The sequence below is a fragment of the Roseovarius sp. genome (assembly GCF_965277045.1).
Taxonomy (GTDB): Bacteria; Pseudomonadota; Alphaproteobacteria; order Rhodobacterales; family Rhodobacteraceae; genus Roseovarius.
On sequence record NZ_OZ255712.1, the window covers coordinates 1,411,928 to 1,431,758 of the forward strand.

General features: G+C 66.5%; 21 protein-coding genes. 10 read left to right on the forward strand and 11 right to left on the reverse strand.

Annotation, left to right across the window (positions count from 1 at the left end; genetic code table 11):
* Positions 1-25: 25 nt before the first annotated feature.
* A complete protein-coding gene (locus ACQY4V_RS06925) occupies positions 26-1,192 on the forward strand; it encodes an RsmB/NOP family class I SAM-dependent RNA methyltransferase (protein ID WP_428516118.1) in 1,167 nt (388 codons plus the stop codon).
* 230 nt (positions 1,193-1,422) lie between these two features.
* Positions 1,423-3,612: an ATP-binding protein gene (locus ACQY4V_RS06930; RefSeq protein ID WP_428517178.1), complete on the forward strand. Its 2,190-nt coding sequence runs from the start codon at positions 1,423-1,425 to the stop codon at positions 3,610-3,612.
* A gap of 151 nt (positions 3,613-3,763) precedes the next feature.
* Here ACQY4V_RS06930 and ACQY4V_RS06935 read toward each other — a convergent pair whose 3' ends face one another.
* Positions 3,764-4,408 (reverse strand): gamma-glutamyl kinase, encoded by a 645-nt coding sequence (locus tag ACQY4V_RS06935; protein ID WP_428516119.1) that lies wholly within the window; start codon positions 4,406-4,408, stop codon positions 3,764-3,766.
* Positions 4,409-4,611: 203 nt separating this feature from the next.
* On the opposite strand from ACQY4V_RS06935, the gene recA reads away from it, so the two are divergent.
* Positions 4,612-5,691, forward strand: a complete 1,080-nt coding sequence (gene recA, locus ACQY4V_RS06940) for a recombinase RecA (protein WP_428516120.1) — start codon at positions 4,612-4,614, stop codon at positions 5,689-5,691.
* 136 nt (positions 5,692-5,827) lie between these two features.
* On the opposite strand, the gene ACQY4V_RS06945 is transcribed toward recA, so the two are convergent.
* A complete protein-coding gene (locus ACQY4V_RS06945; protein WP_428516121.1) occupies positions 5,828-6,190 on the reverse strand; it encodes a hypothetical protein in 363 nt (120 codons plus the stop codon).
* Positions 6,191-6,352: 162 nt separating this feature from the next.
* On the opposite strand from ACQY4V_RS06945, the gene alaS reads away from it, so the two are divergent.
* From alaS to ACQY4V_RS06970, 5 genes are read left to right on the forward strand one after another with little or no spacing between them, the layout of a single operon-like run.
* Positions 6,353-9,043, forward strand: a complete 2,691-nt coding sequence (gene alaS / locus ACQY4V_RS06950) for an alanine--tRNA ligase (protein ID WP_428516122.1) — start codon at positions 6,353-6,355, stop codon at positions 9,041-9,043.
* 24 nt (positions 9,044-9,067) lie between these two features.
* Positions 9,068-9,352 (forward strand): DUF1330 domain-containing protein, encoded by a 285-nt coding sequence (locus ACQY4V_RS06955; protein WP_428516123.1) that lies wholly within the window; start codon positions 9,068-9,070, stop codon positions 9,350-9,352.
* 12 nt (positions 9,353-9,364) lie between these two features.
* Complete coding sequence (locus ACQY4V_RS06960; RefSeq protein ID WP_428516124.1) at positions 9,365-9,652, forward strand: DUF1330 domain-containing protein; 288 nt, start codon at positions 9,365-9,367, stop codon at positions 9,650-9,652.
* A gap of 23 nt (positions 9,653-9,675) precedes the next feature.
* Positions 9,676-10,143 carry an MOSC domain-containing protein gene (locus tag ACQY4V_RS06965; protein ID WP_428517180.1) on the forward strand — a complete coding sequence of 156 codons (468 nt, stop codon included), beginning with the start codon at positions 9,676-9,678 and terminating at the stop codon, positions 10,141-10,143.
* Between the two features lie 29 nt (positions 10,144-10,172).
* Positions 10,173-10,718 (forward strand): histidine phosphatase family protein, encoded by a 546-nt coding sequence (locus ACQY4V_RS06970; RefSeq protein ID WP_428516125.1) that lies wholly within the window; start codon positions 10,173-10,175, stop codon positions 10,716-10,718.
* Between the two features lie 6 nt (positions 10,719-10,724).
* Here the strand turns inward: ACQY4V_RS06970 and ACQY4V_RS06975 are convergent, their stop codons facing one another.
* The 3 genes from ACQY4V_RS06975 to ACQY4V_RS06985 all read right to left on the reverse strand — a co-directional run bounded on the left by ACQY4V_RS06975 (position 10,725) and on the right by ACQY4V_RS06985 (position 13,875).
* On the reverse strand, positions 10,725-11,078 hold the full coding sequence (locus ACQY4V_RS06975; protein ID WP_428516126.1) for a cupin domain-containing protein: 354 nt from the start codon (positions 11,076-11,078) through the stop codon (positions 10,725-10,727).
* 3 nt (positions 11,079-11,081) lie between these two features.
* Positions 11,082-12,902 carry a translational GTPase TypA gene (gene typA, locus ACQY4V_RS06980; protein ID WP_428516127.1) on the reverse strand — a complete coding sequence of 607 codons (1,821 nt, stop codon included), beginning with the start codon at positions 12,900-12,902 and terminating at the stop codon, positions 11,082-11,084.
* A 70-nt stretch (positions 12,903-12,972) separates the two neighbouring features.
* A complete protein-coding gene (locus tag ACQY4V_RS06985; RefSeq protein WP_428516128.1) occupies positions 12,973-13,875 on the reverse strand; it encodes a GNAT family N-acetyltransferase in 903 nt (300 codons plus the stop codon).
* A 47-nt stretch (positions 13,876-13,922) separates the two neighbouring features.
* Here ACQY4V_RS06985 and ACQY4V_RS06990 point away from each other — a divergent pair, with 47 nt between their 5' ends.
* The gene (locus tag ACQY4V_RS06990; protein WP_428516129.1) at positions 13,923-14,060 is read left to right on the forward strand and encodes a hypothetical protein; all 138 of its coding nucleotides are present in this window, start codon (positions 13,923-13,925) and stop codon (positions 14,058-14,060) included.
* Positions 14,061-14,064: 4 nt separating this feature from the next.
* Here ACQY4V_RS06990 and ACQY4V_RS06995 read toward each other — a convergent pair whose 3' ends face one another.
* Both ACQY4V_RS06995 and ssb read right to left on the reverse strand, forming a co-directional pair.
* Positions 14,065-14,370 (reverse strand): hypothetical protein, encoded by a 306-nt coding sequence (locus ACQY4V_RS06995; RefSeq protein ID WP_428516130.1) that lies wholly within the window; start codon positions 14,368-14,370, stop codon positions 14,065-14,067.
* Positions 14,371-14,384: 14 nt separating this feature from the next.
* Positions 14,385-14,888 carry a single-stranded DNA-binding protein gene (gene ssb, locus ACQY4V_RS07000; protein WP_428516131.1) on the reverse strand — a complete coding sequence of 168 codons (504 nt, stop codon included), beginning with the start codon at positions 14,886-14,888 and terminating at the stop codon, positions 14,385-14,387.
* Between the two features lie 237 nt (positions 14,889-15,125).
* Between ssb and ACQY4V_RS07005 the strand changes: the two genes are divergently transcribed.
* Positions 15,126-15,722: a lytic transglycosylase domain-containing protein gene (locus ACQY4V_RS07005; protein ID WP_428516132.1), complete on the forward strand. Its 597-nt coding sequence runs from the start codon at positions 15,126-15,128 to the stop codon at positions 15,720-15,722.
* 15 nt (positions 15,723-15,737) lie between these two features.
* Here the strand turns inward: ACQY4V_RS07005 and ACQY4V_RS07010 are convergent, their stop codons facing one another.
* The 4 genes from ACQY4V_RS07010 to miaA all read right to left on the reverse strand — a co-directional run bounded on the left by ACQY4V_RS07010 (position 15,738) and on the right by miaA (position 19,798).
* Positions 15,738-16,133, reverse strand: a complete 396-nt coding sequence (locus ACQY4V_RS07010; RefSeq protein ID WP_428516133.1) for a (R)-mandelonitrile lyase — start codon at positions 16,131-16,133, stop codon at positions 15,738-15,740.
* A gap of 44 nt (positions 16,134-16,177) precedes the next feature.
* A complete protein-coding gene (locus tag ACQY4V_RS07015) occupies positions 16,178-17,845 on the reverse strand; it encodes an ABC transporter substrate-binding protein (protein WP_428516134.1) in 1,668 nt (555 codons plus the stop codon).
* Between the two features lie 117 nt (positions 17,846-17,962).
* The gene (locus ACQY4V_RS07020; RefSeq protein WP_428516135.1) at positions 17,963-18,760 is read right to left on the reverse strand and encodes a helix-turn-helix domain-containing protein; all 798 of its coding nucleotides are present in this window, start codon (positions 18,758-18,760) and stop codon (positions 17,963-17,965) included.
* 108 nt (positions 18,761-18,868) lie between these two features.
* Entirely contained in the window at positions 18,869-19,798 is a 930-nt protein-coding gene (gene miaA / locus ACQY4V_RS07025) for a tRNA (adenosine(37)-N6)-dimethylallyltransferase MiaA (protein ID WP_428516136.1), read from the reverse strand.
* Positions 19,799-19,831 lie beyond the last annotated feature (33 nt).

Genomic DNA, 19,831 nt, shown 5'->3' on the forward strand with positions numbered 1-19,831 from the left:
CGCGCGACAGGGCCCGGGGGATGACATGACCCCGGCGGCCCGGGTCCAGGCCGCTATCGAGGTGCTCGATGCCGTGGCCGGCGGGATGGCCGCCGAACAGGCGCTGACCCGCTGGGCGCGCGGGGCGCGCTATGCCGGATCGAAAGACCGCGCGGCGGTGCGCGATCACGTCTTCTCGGTGCTGCGCCGCAGGCGGTCCTGCGCGGCCTTGGGCGGCGGCAACGGCGGGCGGGCGCTGATGCTGGGCCTGCTGCGCGGGGCGGGCGAGGACACCGATGCGATCTTTTCCGGCGAGGGACATGCCCCCGCGCCGCTCGACCCCGGCGAGCGCGATGCGGGCCGGACGCCGACGCCGCAGGAGGGGCGCGACCTGCCGGACTGGCTGTGGGAGCGGTTCGCGGCGAGTCTCGGCGGTGAGGCGGCGCGAGCGGCGGAGGCGCTGCGGCATCGCGCGCCGGTCTGCCTGCGGCTCAATCCGGGCCTGAAGACCGACGCCTATGTCATTGATATGCTGGAGCAAGAGGGTATCGCGCTGCATCCGGTGCCGGATGTCGAGGGCGCGGTCCTGGTGACCGAGGGGGCGCGGCGGGTGACGCAGTCGCGGGCCTATCTCGACGGGCTTGTGGAAGTGCAGGACACCAGCAGTCAGGCGGCCATGGCCGCGCTGGATGTGCCGCCGGGCGCACGGGCGCTGGATTACTGCGCAGGCGGCGGCGGCAAGGTGCTGGCGCTGGCGGCCCGGATCGAAGGCGCGTGGTTTGCCCATGACGCCGCGCCGCAACGGATGCGCGACCTGCCGCAGCGCGCCGCGCGCGCCGATGTGACGGTGACCCTGCTCGATGCGGGTGGGGTGACGGGGGCGGCGCCCTTCGACCTCGTGCTGTGCGACGTGCCCTGTTCGGGCAGCGGCACCTGGCGGCGCACGCCCGAGGCGAAGTGGACCCTGACGCCCGAGCGTCTGGTCGACCTGTGCCGGACCCAGCGGAGCATCCTGCAGGAGGCGCAGGCGCTGGTGCGGCCGGGCGGGATGCTGGCCTACACCACCTGTTCGGTGTTGGACGAGGAAAACGCCGACCAGGTGGCCGCCCTTCTGGCCGCGTCTTCGGGATGGGTGCAGGAGATCACCCGGCACTGGCCTGTGTCGGAGGTGGGAGACGGGTTTTTCCTGTCGGTCCTGCGCAAGCCGCATTAGCGGAGCCGACTCTGGCAATCGCAACCTAGACGTGTTCGCCGTTTCAGCGTTAATCTAACGTTAAATCCTGCCGCCTAAGACAGGCGACAGGAGATAGATTGCTGGAGACTTGCCGGTTGGCTTCGATTACCGGAACCGTACTGCCCTTGCGCGATGCCGCGTCGCGGATCAGGCCCCGGTCCAGGACCGTTCTGGCGACGGGGCTGGGGATTGGCGCGGGCGCGTTCGTGATGCCCGATCCGCGGTTGCAGGTCGCATGCCTTTTTCTCGGCGCGATCCTGCTGATGTCGGCGCTCTGGATCGCCATCGTCCACGCGGCGGAAACGCGGTTTCGCAAGGGCCTTGTGGACGCCGCGGCGGATTTCCTGGGAGAAGACGCGACCCCGGCCATCCTGACCGGGCGCGACGGCGACATCCAATACGCCAACCGCGCGGCGAAGACCGCGTTTTCGGCCGACGAGGCCAGCACGCTGGCCGGGGCGCTGAAGCACACCGTCGCCAACCCCGGCCCGATCCTCTACCGCCTGGAAAGCCGGGCCGACCTGCGCGGCTCGGCGCATGAGGATGTGGTCACGCGGGCGGGACATCTGCGGCTGAGCGTGCACCGCGCGGCGGCGGACCGCTATATCTGGCGGATCGAAAAATCCGCCGACCGCCCCTCGCGCGAGGCCGATCCGGTCCCGCTGCCGATGCTGACGGTGGGCCGGGGCGGGGCGGTTCTGTTCATGAATTCCGCGGCACGTGAGCTGGTGGGTGAACGGGCGCGCACGCTCGACCGTATCTTTCCCAAAATGCCCCTGCGCTCGGGCCAGATCAACGACATCACCACCGCGCAGGGGCTGACGGCCTGCCTCGTCGTCGAGCTGGAGGGCGTGGCCGGCCGGCGCGAGGTGTTCCTGCTGCCGGGCGTGGCGCCGACCGAGCGACAGCCGGACGGTTGGGCGTTCTTCGACGAATTGCCGGTGCCGCTGCTGAAACTGGCGCGCAACGGCGAGGTTCAGATCTCGAACCGCCCGGCGCGGGACCTTCTGGGCGCCGAGGCGTGCTGCGGCAAGACGCTGTCGGACCTGATGGAGGGGCTCGGCCGGTCGATCCCGGACTGGCTCGATGACGCGGCGGCCGGCCGGGGCGGGGTGCATTCGGAATTCCTGCGGGTCAGGCGCGACGACCGCGAGACCTTCGTCCAGGTCACGCTCAACCGCGCGATGGAGGCGGGCGAGACGGTTCTGATCGCGGTGCTGAACGACGCGACCAAGCTGAAGACCCTGGAAGAGCAGTTCGTGCAAAGCCAGAAGATGCAGGCCATCGGGCAACTGGCCGGCGGCGTGGCGCATGATTTCAACAACCTGCTGACCGCCATCGCGGGGCATTGCGACCTGCTGTTGCTGCGCCACGACCAGGGCGATCCGGATTACGGCGACCTTGTGCAGATCAACCAGAACGCCAATCGGGCCGCCGCCCTGGTCAGCCAGCTGCTGGCCTATTCGCGCAAACAGACGCTGCGCCCCGAGGTCATGGACCTGCGAGACATGCTGTCGGAACTGACGCATCTTCTGAACCGGCTGGTGGGCGAGAGGGTGATCCTGTCGCTCAGCCACGACCCGACCCTGTGGTCGATCCGCGCCGACAAGCGGCAGCTGGAGCAGGTGCTGATGAACCTCGTGGTGAACGCCCGCGATGCCATGCCGGAGGGCGGCGACATCCGCATCGCCACAGAGAATGTCACGCTGGACGAACCGCTGCGCCGCGACCGCGCGGTGGTGGCGCCGGGCCGCTATGTGCGCGTCAGCGTCACGGACGAGGGGCAGGGGATTTCACAGGACAAGATCCAGAAGGTGTTCGAGCCGTTCTTCACCACCAAGCGCACCGGCGAGGGCACGGGCCTGGGCCTGTCGACGGCCTACGGGATCGTCAAGCAGACCGGCGGTTTCATCTTCGTCGACAGCCACGAGGGAAAGGGCGCCACCTTCCAGGTGCTGCTTCCGGCCCATGAAACCGTCGACACGCCGATGGCCCAGGCGGACCCGGCGCCGGCCCTCGCGGCCAAGACGGACGGCGTGGTGCTGCTGGTGGAAGACGAGGCGCCCGTGCGGGCCTTCGCCAGCCGCGCGTTGCAGCTGCGCGGGATGACGGTGCTGGAGGCCGACTCGGCCGAATCAGCGCTCGACCTTCTGGAGGATACGTCGCTGAAGGTCGATGTCTTCGTCTCCGACGTCGTGATGCCGGGGATCGACGGCCCAAGCTGGGTGCTGAAGGCCCTGGAGGAGCGCCCGGAGACGCAGGTCGTGTTCATGTCCGGCTATGCGGAGGAGGCGTTCGGCGAGATCCAGTCGCGCATTCCGAATTCGACCTTTCTGCCCAAACCCTTTTCCCTGACCGAGCTGACCGAGACCGTCCAGCATCAGCTGGCCCAGGGCTGACGGCGCGGAACGGCGCGGGCGGGATCCTGGTGGTTTCCGGAACGAGTTCTGTCGAAGACATCAGGGAATGACCTTGGCCAAGCTCTTTGCCTTGAGACACATTTTCGGATGCGTGTCCTGCGCAGGGCATGCGATGCAGCGTATGGGTGCTTCAGTGATGCGGCGGCAGAACACCGTTGGCGAGCGGCACAAAGGCGCCGTCCGCGCCGATTCCGTCATAGAGCTGGTATTCGACCGCGAATTTCCGGCGGTAGCGCGCTTCGACATCGGCCGAGAGGGACAGCGCCATGTCCGGCGAAGCGTTCATGCGCCGCGTCTCGATCTCGATCCCGAGACGGGTTTCGAGAAAACGCCGCAGCCCGTCCTGATCCTCGTAGCGGAAGAGGTGGGTGACCGCGGTGCCGTTGTTCTGCGGCTCGAGGAATTTCGTCTGCGAGCCGACCTGCGCAAAGGCGGCGCGCTTGCCTTTCATGTACTCGGTGACGAAGGCGTCGAAGCTGATCCCGTGGGTGGAATTGCGGGCCTGCTCCTGGCCCGGACGCTGACGGTAGCGATACCAGCTGCCCAGCCAGTCGAGCGGGTCGCGCATCACCGCGAGCACGTCGAATCCCTCTCCCATGAATTTCTCGATCGCCGGGCGGAAGAAGCGGTTGTAGCGAAAGACCGGCGCGTGCTTCAGCTCGGGCGGCTGGCGCACGACGATGGCCGCGCGCGGCGCAAGGGCGGCCTCGTAGGCGGTTGTCCCGGTCTTGGGGACCGACAAAAAAACGAGCTTTTCGTTTGAAAACACCAGCATAGAAGATTTCGACCGTTTGCCTGCCCTTGGTAACCCCTCTTTAACCCATCGCTGCAAACATCGGAAAGGAACAAATGCATTGAAATGTTCTCCTTTTGTCTCCATAACATGTGGAACAAGAGGTGAACGAAAGCAGCGGTCGGGCGGCAGGAAGACAGCGATAGACGCTCCGTCTGGCGTGTGAAATAAGGGAAATGACAGGTATGGCAACGGCAGATCTTTTGAACATGGATAGCAAGAAGAAAGCAGACCGCCAGAAGGCGCTCGACAGCGCGCTGGCGCAGATCGAACGGCAATTCGGCAAGGGGTCGATCATGAGACTGGGCGCCGACAACCCGGCGCAGGACATCGAATCGACATCGACCGGCTCGCTGGGTCTCGACATCGCGCTCGGCATCGGCGGGCTGCCCAAGGGCCGGATCGTCGAAATCTACGGTCCAGAAAGCTCGGGCAAGACGACGCTGACGCTGCATTGCGTGGCCGAGGAACAGAAGAAGGGCGGCGTCTGCGCCTTTGTCGACGCCGAGCACGCGCTGGACCCGATCTATGCCAAGAAGCTGGGCGTGGATCTGGACGAGCTGTTGATTTCACAGCCCGACACGGGCGAACAGAGCCTGGAGATCGTGGACACGCTGGTGCGCTCGGGGGCCGTGAGCATGGTGGTGGTCGACTCGGTCGCCGCGCTGACGCCGAAATCGGAGCTGGAAGGCGACATGGGCGACAGCAGCGTGGGCGTGCATGCCCGCCTGATGAGCCAGGCCATGCGCAAGCTGACCGGCTCGATCAGCCGCAGCAAGTGCACGGTGATCTTCATCAACCAGATCCGCATGAAGATCGGCGTCATGTTCGGTAGCCCCGAGACGACGACGGGCGGCAACGCGCTCAAGTTCTACAGCTCGGTGCGGCTGGACATTCGCCGGATCGGCTCGATCAAGGACCGCGACGAGGTGGTGGGCAACCAGACCCGCGTGAAAGTGGTCAAGAACAAGGTGGCGCCGCCCTTCAAGCAGGTCGAGTTCGACATCATGTATGGCGAGGGCGTGTCCAAGACCGGCGAATTGCTGGACCTCGGAGTCGCGGCCGGCGTGGTCGAAAAGTCCGGCAGCTGGTTCAGTTATGGCGACGAGCGCATCGGCCAGGGCCGCGAGAATGCCAAGAACTTCCTGAAGGAAAACAAGAAGATCGCCTACGAGATCGAGGACAAGATCCGTGGCGCGCATGGCCTTGATTTCAACATTCCGGGCGGCGCGGACGAGACCGCCGAGGACGTACTGGACGACTGACGGAACGGAGACGGCCCACTCCGGAAAGGGCCCGCGCCACCGACGGGTGGCGGAGAATATCCGGGCAAAGGCCATCCGACGGGGTGGCCTTTCCTCGTTTTTCCGGATGGCGGCAGGCCCGGTCGGGTGCGACGGGTCAGGCGTGTGGCGTGGGCACCATTACGATGACCATGCAGCCATTGCCCTGACCGTAGCAGAAAAAGTTGCCGATCCCGTCCATGCGGGCGCGCAACCGGATCGGAACGTGCCCGTATTGCTGACGGTCCTGCGCCTTTTGAGCCAGAGTCTTGATCGAAGCGATATCGACTCGGCACGTCTTGAAATTTTTGGCAGGCGGACGAATGTCGACGATCCGCGCCGTCGAGCCGTCCTTCAGCGGTATGTCATAACCGCCCGCGCGCGCCACCTCTGTCTTGGTCACGAAATCCGCGGCGGTGGCGGGTGCTGCAACAACGGTGGCGAGGATCAGGCCGAGGCTGGCCATTGAGAAGGATTTCATCACGGGTCTCTCCTTGTTTTGCGGTTGCGATGTCTGACGTGTGATGTCGACCTTGAGTCGCGCGAGAGACGGGACAGGTTCAAATTCCCACCTTCTGTGGACAGTCAAAAGGCTTGGCGTTACACGGGTTCGACGCAACTTTTGCCTTCGGACCAGACCTTCATGCCCACGCTCAACGAGATCCGCTCGACCTTCCTTAGTTTCTTTGAACGCAACGGCCACGAGGTGGTGCCGAGCAGCCCGCTTGTGCCGCGCAACGACCCGACATTGATGTTCACCAATTCGGGCATGGTGCAGTTCAAGAACCTGTTCACGGGGGTGGAGAAACGCGATTATTCCCGCGCCACCACCAGCCAGAAATGCGTGCGGGCGGGGGGCAAGCACAATGACCTCGACAATGTCGGTTATACCGCGCGGCACCACACGTTTTTCGAGATGCTGGGGAACTTCAGCTTCGGCGACTATTTCAAGCGCGAGGCGATTCCCTATGCGTGGGACCTGCTGACCAAGGATTTCGGGATCGACAAGTCGAAGCTGCTGGTCACGGTCTATCACACCGACGACGAGGCGGCGGAGATCTGGAAGAAGCATGCCGGCCTCAGCGATGACCGGATCATCCGCATCGCCACGGATGACAATTTCTGGTCGATGGGTGCCACTGGGCCGTGCGGGCCTTGTACCGAGATCTTTTATGACCATGGTCCCGAGATCTGGGGCGGTCCTCCGGGCAGCCCGGAAGAGGATGGCGATCGGTTCATCGAGATCTGGAACCTCGTCTTCATGCAGAACGAGCGGTTCGAGGATGGCAGCCAGGTGGACCTGGACATGCAGTCGATCGATACCGGCATGGGGCTGGAGCGGATCGGCGCGCTGTTGCAGGGCAAGCACGACAATTACGACACGGACCTGATGCGCAGCCTGATCGAGGCGAGCGCGCATGTGACCGACGGGGCGCCGGACGGGCCGGGCAACGTGCACCACCGGGTGATCGCGGATCATTTGCGCTCGACGTCGTTCCTGATTGCCGACGGAGTGATGCCGTCGAACGAAGGGCGCGGTTACGTGCTGCGCAGGATCATGCGGCGGGCGATGCGGCACGCGCACCTCCTGGGCGCGCAGGACCCGGTGATGTACCGGCTGGTGCCGAACCTGGTGGGGCTGATGGGGCAGGCCTTTCCCGAGCTGGGCCGGGCGCAGCCGCTGATCGAGGAAACGCTGGAGCTGGAGGAGAAGCGGTTCAAGCAGACGCTGGACCGGGGTCTGCGCCTTCTTGACGACGAGCTGGGCAAGCTGGGCGATGGCGCGGCGCTGCCGGGCGAGGCGGCGTTCAAGCTCTATGACACCTACGGCTTTCCGCTGGACCTGACGCAGGATGCGCTGCGCGAGAAGGGCCGCGAGGTGGACGTGGCCGGTTTCGATGCGGCGATGGAAGAGCAGAAGGCCAAGGCGCGCGCGGCGTGGTCCGGCAGCGGCGAGTCGGCGGACGCGACCGTATGGTTCGACCTGGCGGATACGCACAGTGCGACGGATTTTCTGGGCTATGACACCGAAGAGGCCGAGGGCGTGGTGCAGGCGATCGTCGTCGACGGCGAGGCCGTGGACAAGCTGGGCGCGAACAAGGCCAACGGCTGGGTCGTGGTGAACCAGACACCGTTCTATGCCGAGGCGGGCGGGCAGGTGGCTGACCACGGCTATTTGCGCAGTTTGGAAAGCGCGCGCGAGGCGGGCGAGGCGCGATTTGCCGGGCATGTGAGCGACGTGCAGAAACGGGCCGGGGGCCTGTCGGCGCATTTCGTGACCGTCGAGGCGGGTGAACTGGAAGTGGGCGACCCGGTCAAGCTGGAGGTGGATCACGTCCGCCGCACCGCGATCCGGTCGAACCACTCGGCCACGCACCTGTTGCACGAGGCGTTGCGCAAGGCGCTTGGCGATCACGTAGCGCAGCGCGGGAGCCTCAATGCGCCCGACCGCCTGCGGTTCGATTTCAGCCATGGCAAGGGGCTGACGCTGGAGGAAATCAAGCAGGTCGAGGAAGAGGTCAACGCCTATATCCGCCAGAACGGCAAGGTCGAAACCCGAATCATGACGCCTGACGATGCGCGCGCCATCGGGGCGCAGGCGTTGTTCGGCGAGAAATACGGCGACGAGGTGCGCGTGGTCTCGATGGGCTCCGAGGACGGCTCGGGCAAGGGGCTGGACGGGCAGACATATTCTATCGAGCTGTGCGGCGGCACGCATGTGCGGCAGACCGGCGACATCGGCCTGTTCGTGATGGTGGGCGAAGGCGCGTCGAGTTCCGGCGTGCGCCGGATCGAGGCGCTGACCGGACCCGAGGCGTTCAAGTACCTGAGCGCGCAGGATCACCGCATGGCGGCGCTGGCGTCGGAACTGAAGGCGCAGCCGGACGATGTGCTGGCCCGTGTGCGCGCGCTGATGGACGAGCGCAAGACGCTGGCCAACGAGGTGACGCAGCTGAAGCGGGAACTGGCCATGGGCGGCGGCGGGGCCGCCGGCCCCGAGGCCAAGGACGTGAACGGCGTGAAGTTCCTGGCCCAGGTTCTGTCGGGCGTGTCGGGGCGCGATTTGCCGCCGCTGATGGACGAGATGAAGACGCGGATCGGCTCGGGCGCGGTGCTGCTGATCGCCGATGCCGACGGCAAGGCCGCCGTGGCCGCGGGCGTGACGAAGGACTTGACCGAGACGCTCTCGGCAGTCGATCTTGTCCGCGCCGCCGTGGCGGAACTGGGCGGCAAGGGCGGCGGCGGCCGTCCCGACATGGCGCAGGGCGGGGCGGCGAGCACCGACAATGCCGAGGCCGCCATCGCGGCGGCGGAACAGGTGTTGCAGGGCTGAGACCCGGCTGAGAAGGGGAACGACATGGCGGCCTACCTGATTGCGCGGATCAACGTGACCGATCCCGAGGATTACAAGGCCTATGCCAGCCAGACCGTGGCGCTGGCCGAGCAATTCGGCGGGCGGTTCCTGGCCAAGGGCGGGACCCAGACGCAGGTCGAGGGGATCGGCCCGGAGCGGCATGTGATCATTGAGTTCCCCGACCACCAGGCGGCGCTCGACTGGTACAATTCGGACGCGTATCAGCGCATCCTGCCCATCGCGACCTCGTCGAGCGAGCGCGATATCGTCATCGTTGACGGAGTTTGAGGAGTTAAAGACATGCCTGCATTGTGGATTGCCCATGTGACCGTGACCGACGAGGAGGCCTATGGCCGCTATGCCAAGCTAGCCGGGCCGGCAATCGAGGCGCATGGCGGGCATTTCATCGCCCGCGGCGCGCGGTACGTGCAGCTGGAAGGCAACGACCGGGCGCGCAACGTGGTGGCGAAATTTCCGACGCTGGAAGCGGCGGAGGAATGCTATCGCTCGGACGCCTACCAAGAGGCGCTGGACCATGCGCGGAACGCGTCGGACCGTGATCTGGTGATCGTGGAAACCTCGGAATAGTGAAAGGCCAATTAGCCGAGATCATGGCGCGGCACGCGGGCGAGGGCCATGTGGCGTGGATCGGGCTGCGTCCCGAGCGGCTGGCCGATCTGGTGAGCGTCGCAGCGGCGGATTTGACCGAGTCCGGGCTGGTGGGCGATCATGCGCGCAAGGGCAAGCGGGCGCTGACGCTGATCCAGGCCGAGCATCTGCCGGTCATCGCGGCGCTGGCCGGGATTGGCGAGGTGCCGCCCGAGGTTTTGCGGCGCAACGTGCTAGTATCGAGCATGAACCTGACCGCTTTGCGTAATCATCCCGTTCGGATCGGCGAGGCCGTGATTGAGTTCACGGCACCCTGTGCACCCTGTTCGCGCATGGAAACAGCACTTGGGGCTGGTGGCTACAACGCCATGCGCGGGCATGGCGGGTGGTGCGCGCGGGTGCTGAAACCGGGGCGGGTCGCAGTGGGCGATAGCGTCGCACGGGCTGGACCGCAGGACGTGGCGAGCTAGGCTCTCCGTCGATCCCAACGGAGGTGCCGATGCGACTGATTTCCCTGATCCTGATGCTGATCCTGCCGGGGGCCGTGGCCGCGCAGGACTGGAGCCTGCTGAAAGAGCCGGGCACGGTGGCCTTGATGCGGCACGCGCTGGCGCCGGGCGTGGGCGATCCGGCGAGCTTCGACCTCGAAGATTGCAGCACGCAGCGGAATCTGGATTCCCGGGGGCGTGAGCAGGCAAGGCAGATCGGCGCGGCGATGCGCGAGGTGGGCGTTCAATTCGATGCCGTATGGACGAGCCAGTGGTGCCGATGTGTTGAGACGGCAGAGTTGCTGGACATGGGCACGCCCGAGGAATTCCCCGCGCTCAATTCGCATTTCGCGGGGCAGGGCGACCCGGAGCGTCAGGCGGCGGAGGTCATGGCGCGGATTTCCAAGATGCCCGAAGATGCCCGGCTTTTGTTGATCACGCACCAGGTGAACGTGTCGGAACTGAGCGGCACAGGCACCACATCGGGCGAGATCATCGTGACCCGGCGCACGGATAACGGGCTGGAGGTTGTCGGGCGGATCGCGGTCGCGCCGTGACGCGTCTTATTCCAAGTCGGTCTGGATCCATTCGGGGCTTAGGTGGATATCCGTCGACACCAGCCGCCCGGGGCCAAGATTGACGAAGGTATGTGGCACTCCGGCGGGGGCGCGCAGGACATCGCCCGCCTCGGCCTCGATCACCTCGTCGCCGATGGTATAGCGGGCGCAGCCTTCGCGGAGGATGAACACTTCGTCATACGGGTGCGTATGCAGGGGCGGACCTTGACCCGGCTCTTCGAACTCGACGAACAGTACGGTGATGTCGGTGCCGAGATCCTTGCCCTCGAAATGACCCGCCCAGCTGTCGGCGTCTTTGGCCCAGTCGGCGCGGGTCAGTTTGAGGGGTTTATCGGCCATGCGTTACGCGGTTTTGGCCGCGCGCTTGCGCTCATGCGGATCGAGGTGGCGCTTGCGCAGGCGCAGGGCATTGGGCGTGACCTCGACCAGTTCGTCATCGTCGATATAGGCGATGGCCTCTTCCAGCGACATCTGGACATGCGGGGTCAGGCGCACGGCCTCGTCGGTGCCCGAGGCCCGGACGTTGGTCAGCTTCTTGCCTTTCAGCGGGTTCACTTCCAGGTCGTTCTCGCGGCTGTGCTCGCCGATGATCATGCCCTGGTAGATCTTTTCCTGCGGGCCGATGAACATGCGGCCGCGCTCTTCGAGGTTCCACAGCGCATAGGCGACGGCCTCGCCGGATTCCATCGAAATCAGCACACCGGCGCGGCGGCCCGGGATCGGGCCCTTGTGCGGCGCCCAGCCGTGGAACACGCGGTTCAGAACGCCGGTACCGCGCGTGTCGGTCAGGAATTCCCCGTGATAGCCGATGAGGCCGCGCGACGGGACAAGCGCGATGATGCGTGTCTTGCCCGCACCCGCGGGCTTCATCTCGGTCATTTCGCCCTTGCGGGCGCCGGTCAGTTTCTCGATCACGGCGCCGGAATGGTCGTCGTCGACATCGATGGTGACTTCCTCGATGGGTTCAAGCTGTTCGCCGTTCTCGCCTTCGCGCATCAGGACGCGGGGGCGGGAAATGCTGAGCTCGAAACCTTCGCGGCGCATGTTCTCGATCAGGACGCCCATCTGCAATTCGCCGCGGCCCGCGACGTCGAACGCCTCGCCGCCCGGCGTGTCGGTGACCTTGATGGCGACGTTGGTTTCGGCCTCTTTCATCAGGCGTTCGCGGATGACGCGGGACTGCACCTTCTTGCCGTCGCGGCCCGCGAGCGGGCTGTCGTTGATGCCGAAGGTGACCGAGATGGTGGGCGGATCGATGGGCTGGGCCGAGAGCGGTTCCTCGACTGCCAGCGCGCAGATCGTGTCGGCCACGGTGGCCTTGGACATGCCGGCAAGGCTGACGATATCGCCCGCCGCGGCTTCGTCGATGTCCTGAAGCGTAAGGCCGCGGAAGGCCTGGATCTTGGTCACGCGGAACTGTTCGATCTTTTGGCCGATGCGGCTGAGCGCCTGCACGGTGGCGCCGACCTTGAGCCGGCCCGATTCGACGCGGCCGGTCAGCAGGCGGCCCACGAAGGGGTCGGCGCCAAGGGTCACGGCCAGCATGCGGAAATCCTCGTCGGCCTTCTTGACCTGCTTGGGGGCGGGGACGTGATTGACGATGAGGTCGAATAGCGCGGTCAGGTCCTTGCGCGGGCCGTCGAGCTCGTGATCGGCCCAGCCGGAACGACCGGAGGCGTACATATGCGGGAAATCGAGCTGGTCTTCGTCCGCATCCAGCGCGGCGAAGAGGTCGAAGCATTCGTCGAGTGCGCGGTCGGGCTCGGCATCGGGCTTGTCGACCTTGTTGAGCACCACGATGGGGCGCAGACCGAGGGCGAGCGCCTTGGAGGTGACGAACTTGGTCTGCGGCATCGGGCCTTCGGCGGCGTCGACGAGCAGGACCACGCCGTCGACCATGCTGAGGATGCGCTCGACCTCGCCGCCGAAATCGGCGTGGCCGGGGGTGTCGACGATGTTGATGCGGGTCTTCTTCCACTCCACCGATGTGGCCTTGGCCAGGATGGTAATGCCGCGCTCGCGCTCCAGGTCGTTGCTGTCCATCGCGCGTTCGGCCACGGCCTGTCCGGCGCGGAAGGCGCCCGACTGCTTCAGGAGCTCGTCCACGAGGGTGGTCTTGCCGTGGTCGACGTGGGCGATGATTGCGATATTGCGCAGGTCCATTGGGGTATCCTTGGTGGTTTGGTGGTGGCCCTAAGGGCTTTGCGCGTCAATTGCCAGAGGGAAAAAGGTGTTACGCGGCGATGGGCGCGCCGCGGTGCGGCAAAAGCCGCAGGAGCGTGGGGCCTAGGGGGCGTGCTGTGGCGCCGGTGCCCAGCTTGAACCGGGCGAGGCCGGGGGCGGCCTCGGTGTCGATGGGGCCGAGGTCGAGCCGGGTGACTCCGCGACCGGCGAGGTGCGTGATGGCCTGCCACATCAGGAGGGTATGGGCGTGCGACTTGCGCGCGGCGGGGGCGGCCCAGCCGATATGGTATGTGGCGGTTTGCCCGTGCAGGAGGAAGAGCAGGTAGGCCAGCATGCCAGCGCGGTCATTGGCGGTGAAAAGGCGCGTGGCCTGCCGGTGGGTTGCGGCAAAGGCAAGCGTGAAGCCCGGCGGGAGGGCGCGATAGCCACGGGCGCGTTGCTGGTGCCGGTCGAGGGTCAGCAGGTCGGCGTCGCGTTCGGGATCGAACGGGCGATCATGCGTGCGCAGGGGGCCGGATTGCCCGGCGCGCAGGCGGTTGCGCCATTTGCCGTGCAGGCCGGCCAAGAGGGTCCCGGGGTCTGTCGTGAGGTCCAGTTCGGCGACGTGGGCCGGGGTGAGCAGGGCGCGATAGCCGTGTAAGCGGTAGAGGCGGGCGGTGGCGGGCGTGTCCGGCTGAACAACGGAGGGGCCGGGCAGGGGCAGCATGGCCGCGCCGGGTTCGGTGCCGGGGGCCAGCACCGGCCCGCGCGGGAGCCATGTCAGACGCAATGGGCCAAAGCGGCGGCGCAGGATTTGCGCGGTGCCAAGCGTGCGCGCACCACGGGCCAGCACATACCACCGGACATCGGCCCCGATGGCCCGCATGGCGGCGCCGTAGCGCGGGTGCTGGTGCAGCGCGCAAGGGCCGGGCGGATCGGGGGCGGTGTCGCGAGGGGTCCAGGTCAAAGACATGGCCGCCATTAAGGCGGTGATAACCTAAATCATGGTTAATCCCGGTCATGGCGAAGAAGACCCCCTCGGTGCGCGGCGTGACCGCGCCCAGCGTGCGGCCCACGGCCTATGCCGCGGGGCTGGTGGCGGTGGCGCTGTCGGTGCCGGTCTTCGTGGTGCTGAGCGTGATCGAGTGGGTCTGGTAGCGGATCAGTCCCAGGTCATGCCGGTGCGGCGGACATACCACAGCATCAGCGGCGTCTCGATGACCAAGGCGACGACGATGGTGAAGACGACCCAGTTCGTGTCGAACAACCAGAGCGAAAAGCGCGTGCCGGTGCCCCCGAAAAGCCAGCCGTTGACCAGCAGCATCACGCCCGTCACGCCAAGATCGTACACCGCCATGCGCGAGGCGCGGCGCGGGCGCAGGGCGGGATAGAGCATGAAATAGGCCACCGCCAGGCAGGTGACGACGGTGACCGAAGCCTGCCCCTCGGGTGAAAGAGAGGACAGCATCGGTCAGAGCCCGATCAGAACGGGATCTCGTCGTCGTAATCGCGCGAGGGCGAAGGTTGCGAGCGGCCCTGGTCGGACGGGCCGGACGGCCCGCCGCCGTAATCCTGGTCATAGCCGCCGCCGCTGCCGCCGCCATAGCTGCCACCACCACCGCCGCCGCCGCTGTCGCGGCCGTCGAGAAAGGTCATCTCGCCGGCATAGGGGCGCAGCACGACCTCGGTCGAATAGCGGTCCTGGCCCGACTGGTCCTGCCATTTGCGGGTTTCCAGCTTGCCCTCGATATAGACCTTGGAGCCTTTCTTCAGGTATTGCTCGGCCAGCCGCACGAGCGCCTCGTTGAAGATCGCCACGGTGTGCCATTCGGTGCGTTCGCGCCGCTCGCCGGTGTTGCGGTCCTTCCAGTTCTCGGACGTGGCGATGCGCAGGTTGCACACCTTGCCGCCGTTTTGGAACGTGCGCACTTCGGGGTCGCGCCCCAGGTTTCCGATGAGAATGACTTTGTTGACGGAACCGGCCATGGCGCCCTCCTGCTGCGGTCTCTTGGTTAACGTTCACCTTACATCACCCCGAAGGCATGAAGAAAAGGCTAAAATTCAGGGAAGATCCAAGGCGGGCGGTGCCGGACCGCAATGCGGAGCGGAAGTCTGGCAATTTGAGCCGAGTTCGGTATAGTGCGCCCCGAGACGGTTCGAACCGGGCCCTGGGACACAAGGCACCGGAGGATCGTAGTGGGACAGCAAGGGACGGTAACCAGAATGCGGAAGCTCGCGATTGCAGTGACCTGCGCGTCACTGGCATGGCCGATGGCGGCCACGGCGGATATTCTCTCGACCAAGGGCAAACAGCGGGTCTTCAGCTCGCAGACGCGGGTGCTGGATACCCGGGCCAAGCAGCAATACAACGCCTCGGTGCGGTTGCAGCCGCAAAAGGTCCACACCCCCAGCAAATGGGACGAGGCCGTGCCGGCGGTCGGTTACAGCGGAAAATACAAGGGGCAGTTCCTGAACGTCGCCAAGGATTCGGCGCGCCGCCACGGGATTCCGGAAAACCTTTTCCTGCGGCTGGTGCAGCAGGAATCGGGCTGGAACCCGCGCGCCGTGTCGCACAAGGGTGCCATCGGGCTGGCGCAGCTGATGCCCGGCACGGCGAACTATCTGGGGGTGGATCCCAACGACCCGCACCAGAATCTCGATGGCGGGGCGCGGTACCTGGCCGAGCAGTACCGCACCTTCAAGTCCTGGCGCCTGGCGCTGGCGGCCTATAATGCGGGGCCGAAGGCTGTCGAGAAATACAAGGGCATTCCGCCCTACAAGGAAACCCGCAACTACGTGAAGATCATCTACGGGCAGTAGGCCGCGCCGCGCGGTCTAGCCGTCGTAGTCGTCGTCGGTGACCTTTTCCATCCACGTCACGGCACTGCCGTCGATGCTTTCCTGAATGGCGATATGGCTCATGGCCGTGTCGGGCGACGCGCCGTGCCAGTGCTTTTCGCCCGCCGGGAACCAGACCACATCGCCTTGCCGGATCTCCTCGACCGGGCCGCCCTCGCGCTGGACGCGACCCTGCCCGAAGGTGACGATCAGGGTCTGGCCGGCGGGATGGGTGTGCCAGGCGGTGCGCGCACCGGGCTCGAAGGTGACATGAAGACCAACGGAGCGACCCGGCGCCTCGGCGGTGAAGAGCGGATCGAGCCGCACGGTGCCGGTGAAATACTCGTCCGGGCCGGGCTTGGAGGGGTTGGTGCCGGAGCGGGTTATCTTCATGGGGTGGCCTTTCGGGATGTCGTGGCTGTGGGTCCGCGCCGCGATCAGCCGGTAAAGCCGATCTTGTGCAGGTGGATCTCGTTCGAGGGGTGTTTCTCGGCCCCCGCCAGGCGGCCATTGTGGTGATTGTAGAGCGTGCGCCAGTAGGGCTGGATGATCACGCCCTCCGCGCGCAGGATGGATTGCAGGCGTTCCATTGTCTGCCGCCTTGTGTCCACGTCGGGCATCGACATGGCGCGGTCCAGCAGGCGGTCGAACTCGGCGTTGGCAAAGCCGGTCTCGTTCCACACGGCATCCGAACGGTAGGCAAGGTCCAGCACCTGCACGCCAAGGGGGCGGTGATTCCACTGGGTGACCGAGAACGGGTAGTCGCGCCAGTTCTGCCAGAAGGTGACGCCGGGTTGCACCGTGCGCTGGACCGTCAGACCGGCGTCCCGCAGTTGGGCGACGACGGCGTCGGCGGTGTTGCGCTGCCATTCGTCATCGACGGTGATCAGCTCGTGCGCATAACCCAACATCCCGATCTCTTCGAGGTCGGCGCGGGCCTTGGCGGCGTCGAACGGGGCCGGGCCAAGATCGGCATGGGCGGGGTGAACCGGGCTGACATGGTCGTTGGCCGCCACGGTACCATAGCCGGAATAGCCAAGCTCGAGGCAGGTTTCGTTGCGGACCGCGAGCGCCAACGCCCGGCGCAGGACCGGGTCGGCATAGGGCCGCGTGCCCTCAAGCTCGGCCCGGGCATTGCCGCGGATCACGACGGTGGCAGTGCTTTCGGTTTCGGTCCGGGTCCATCCGATGGCGTCGAGCACCTCGATGAAATGGCCGACGGATTCGTAGAGCAGGTCGATGCGGTCGCCCTCCGCGGCGTCGATCCAGTTGGACGGGTTCGTGCCCAGGTCGATGAACTCGACCCGGTCCAGGTAAGGCCCGCCCAGCACGTCGGTGCCCCACCAGCGGTGATCGCTGTTGCGCTCCAGCACGCAGCGCTGGCCCACGGTTAGTTCGACCGGCCGGAAGGGGCCGGTGCCGATGCCATGCTCGAACGGGTCGCCATCGTCATAGCTGGAATGCATCACCGCCGCGGGATAATCCGACAGGTTGGCCATGAGCGCGATATCGGGGCTGGCGAGCGTGAGGACGAGCGCGGTGTCATCGACCACGCGCACGGCACCCGCGCGGATCAGCCCGGAGTCGGGGTCGCACAGGCCCCTGAGGCGAGAGGCCATCGAGTTGCCCTCGACCGAGGCATCGCACCAGCGTTCGAGGTTGCGGGCCACGTCACGGGCGGTGAAGGGATCGCCGTTGTTCCACGTCACGCCGCCGCGCACGTTCAGGCGATACTCTGTCGCGTCGGCGTTCACGTCCCAGTTTTCCAGGAGCATCCCGCGCACGGTGCCGTCGCGGCCGTATTCCACCAGGTATTCCAGGAACCCCCGTGTCTGGTTGCCCATCTCGCTCCAGTCATAGGTGCGGGGGTCGGTGAGCGCCTTGACGTTCTGCTGGATGCGCAGGGTGCCGCCCGGGACGATGCCAGCGCTGTCCTGCGCGCGCGTAGGTGCCGGCAGGCCGGCCATGGACAGGGCCAGCGGCGCGGAGAGGCCCAGGCCACAGGCGCGGGTCAGGAATTCGCGCCGGTCCATCGCCCCGCGCCTCAGCGCGCGGTTGAGCGCGGGCAGGGCGGGATGAAGCGGAAGAGGGGGGCGTGAGGACATGGGCATGGGCCTTGCAACGAGCGGTGCGGGAATAAATGAGGCGTCAGGTCTCACTTTCCATCCCGGCTGCGCGGAAATCAACCGGGTGGTGCTGAAATACGCGTGACCGGCGCCGTTTCAGGCGGCCTTGCGCGGGGCGGCGCGGCGCAGGTCCGAGGGCGACTTGCCTGTATGGCGCAGGATGAAGCGCGAGAAATAGGCGGCGCTGCTGAAACCGAGATCGGCGGCAACCTGGTTGGCGGCGCGGTCGGTGGTTTCGAGCAGGTTGCGGGCGGCGTGCAGGACGCGGCCCGTCAGCATGGCCGAGGCCGTCAACCCCGCCGTGGACTTGCACACGCGGCTGAGATGCGTGGGCGTGACGCCGAGATGCCGGGCGAAATCCTGCATCGAAGCGCCGGTGGTGTAGTCCCGTTCGATCAGCGCGGCATAGGCCTCGACCAGGCGATGGGCCGCGGTGGGGGCGAGGGCCTCGTCGGCGCCGGAGATCAGGGCGCGGCGCAGCCAGACCGTCAGAAGCTGGGCATGGGCGGTCATCGCCTCGTCCATGAAGTCGCGCGCCTCGTTCTGTTCGCGCTGCATGGTTTCCAGCAGCGTGGTCAGGTCGGCCTGCGCGCGCGGGTCGCGGACGCGCAGGAGCACAGGCTCGTCGGGCATGAGGATGCCGGTTCGCGGCGGAATGCGGCAGGCCAGGCCAAAGCTTTGCGCGCCGGGGTCGAGCGCGAAGAGCGAACCTGCGGGCAGCACCAGCGCGGTATGCACCGCCAGCCCGCGCCGCCGTCCGCCCACCAGGCAGCGCCCCTGGCCGCGGGTGACCCAGAGGAACACGTGGTGCGGGTCGCTATGGGGCAGGCTGGCGCGCCATGCGCCCGGTCCGATCCACTGCGCGAGCGTCTGGAGTTGCGGATGGGATGTCACGGTCCGGCACCTCGATTGTCGTGATTCTGTACGCAGAGCGCAGAGATTGCATCGAATTGGACGCAGGAATGTCCGATTCTGTACAGGTGTGACAAGGTCAAAGCCGGATCACAGCGCGGCGGCGGCGAGGGTTTGCCAGTTTTTCATGCGGGCGCGGAACCAGCTGCGCTGACGTTTGGCATATTGCCGCGTGGCGATGATCGCCGCTCCGCGGGCGGCGTCGAGCGTCATCTCGCCCTTGAGGTGGGCGATGAGTTCGGGGGCTCCGATGGCTTTCGACGATTGATGCGACGCGGACCATGTAGCGAGGTTGTCGCGCGCCTCTTCCAGCGCGCCAGCGTCGAGCATCAGGTCGAACCGGCGCTCGATTCGCGGGGTCAGCCAGTCCTTGGGCGCGCCGACCAGGAGGCGCGTTGCGCCGTCAGGCGGCAGGAGCGGGGGCGGGGTGGCGTCCTGCCAAAGGGCCAAGGGTTTGCCGGTTGCGCGCTGAACCTCCCAGGCGCGTTGTACGCGCATCGGGTTGGCTGTGTCGATCCGCGACCGGGTGTCGGGGTCAAGCTCGTCGAGCAGGTGGTGCAGGCCCCTCTCGGCAAGCCGCGCGTCGGCCTCGGCGCGGATCTCGGGCGGGATGGTGGGGATGTCGGCCAGCCCCTCGGTCAGGGCCGAAAAATAGAGCCCGGTGCCGCCGACGATGATCGGACGGGGCCCGTGGCGCAACAGGGGCGCCAGATCGCGCAGCCAATGGCCCACCGAATAGGCCGCGTCCCCCGGTACGTAACCGTAGAGGGCATGGGGCACGCGGGCCTCGTCCTCGGGCGAAGGCCGGGCGGTGAGGATGCGCCAGTTGGCGAAGACCTGAAGCGCGTCGGCATTGACGATGCATCCGCCGTCCCGCTCGGCCAGGGCCAGCGCCAGGGCGGATTTGCCGGAGGCAGTGGGGCCGGCGATCAGCACGGGCCGGTCAGGGGGAATGCCGGGGGGAATGCCGGGGGGAATGCCGGGGGGAATGTTGGCGGGGATGTCGGGCAGGGTGATCATGTCCTTCGTTTAGGACGTTTCCACACGGGTTTT

What these genes read in the sequence shown, in the direction of transcription:
- ACQY4V_RS06985 (WP_428516128.1), bottom strand. Translation starts at nt 13,875, where the DNA reads ATGTCTTTGACCTGGACCCCTCGCGACACCGCCCCCGATCCGCCCGGC.
- ACQY4V_RS07015 (WP_428516134.1), bottom strand. Translation starts at nt 17,845, where the DNA reads ATGTCCTCACGCCCCCCTCTTCCGCTTCATCCCGCCCTGCCCGCGCTC.
- ACQY4V_RS06925 (WP_428516118.1), top strand. Translation starts at nt 26, where the DNA reads ATGACCCCGGCGGCCCGGGTCCAGGCCGCTATCGAGGTGCTCGATGCC.
- ACQY4V_RS06965 (WP_428517180.1), top strand. Translation starts at nt 9,676, where the DNA reads ATGGCGCGGCACGCGGGCGAGGGCCATGTGGCGTGGATCGGGCTGCGT.
- ssb (WP_428516131.1), bottom strand. Translation starts at nt 14,888, where the DNA reads ATGGCCGGTTCCGTCAACAAAGTCATTCTCATCGGAAACCTGGGGCGC.
- ACQY4V_RS06975 (WP_428516126.1), bottom strand. Translation starts at nt 11,078, where the DNA reads ATGGCCGATAAACCCCTCAAACTGACCCGCGCCGACTGGGCCAAAGAC.
- typA (WP_428516127.1), bottom strand. Translation starts at nt 12,902, where the DNA reads ATGGACCTGCGCAATATCGCAATCATCGCCCACGTCGACCACGGCAAG.
- miaA (WP_428516136.1), bottom strand. Translation starts at nt 19,798, where the DNA reads ATGATCACCCTGCCCGACATCCCCGCCAACATTCCCCCCGGCATTCCC.
- ACQY4V_RS06935 (WP_428516119.1), bottom strand. Translation starts at nt 4,408, where the DNA reads ATGCTGGTGTTTTCAAACGAAAAGCTCGTTTTTTTGTCGGTCCCCAAG.
- ACQY4V_RS06970 (WP_428516125.1), top strand. Translation starts at nt 10,173, where the DNA reads ATGCGACTGATTTCCCTGATCCTGATGCTGATCCTGCCGGGGGCCGTG.
- ACQY4V_RS07005 (WP_428516132.1), top strand. Translation starts at nt 15,126, where the DNA reads ATGCGGAAGCTCGCGATTGCAGTGACCTGCGCGTCACTGGCATGGCCG.
- ACQY4V_RS06945 (WP_428516121.1), bottom strand. Translation starts at nt 6,190, where the DNA reads ATGAAATCCTTCTCAATGGCCAGCCTCGGCCTGATCCTCGCCACCGTT.
- alaS (WP_428516122.1), top strand. Translation starts at nt 6,353, where the DNA reads ATGCCCACGCTCAACGAGATCCGCTCGACCTTCCTTAGTTTCTTTGAA.
- recA (WP_428516120.1), top strand. Translation starts at nt 4,612, where the DNA reads ATGGCAACGGCAGATCTTTTGAACATGGATAGCAAGAAGAAAGCAGAC.
- ACQY4V_RS07010 (WP_428516133.1), bottom strand. Translation starts at nt 16,133, where the DNA reads ATGAAGATAACCCGCTCCGGCACCAACCCCTCCAAGCCCGGCCCGGAC.
- ACQY4V_RS06995 (WP_428516130.1), bottom strand. Translation starts at nt 14,370, where the DNA reads ATGCTGTCCTCTCTTTCACCCGAGGGGCAGGCTTCGGTCACCGTCGTC.
- ACQY4V_RS06930 (WP_428517178.1), top strand. Translation starts at nt 1,423, where the DNA reads ATGCCCGATCCGCGGTTGCAGGTCGCATGCCTTTTTCTCGGCGCGATC.
- ACQY4V_RS06990 (WP_428516129.1), top strand. Translation starts at nt 13,923, where the DNA reads ATGGCGAAGAAGACCCCCTCGGTGCGCGGCGTGACCGCGCCCAGCGTG.
- ACQY4V_RS06960 (WP_428516124.1), top strand. Translation starts at nt 9,365, where the DNA reads ATGCCTGCATTGTGGATTGCCCATGTGACCGTGACCGACGAGGAGGCC.
- ACQY4V_RS06955 (WP_428516123.1), top strand. Translation starts at nt 9,068, where the DNA reads ATGGCGGCCTACCTGATTGCGCGGATCAACGTGACCGATCCCGAGGAT.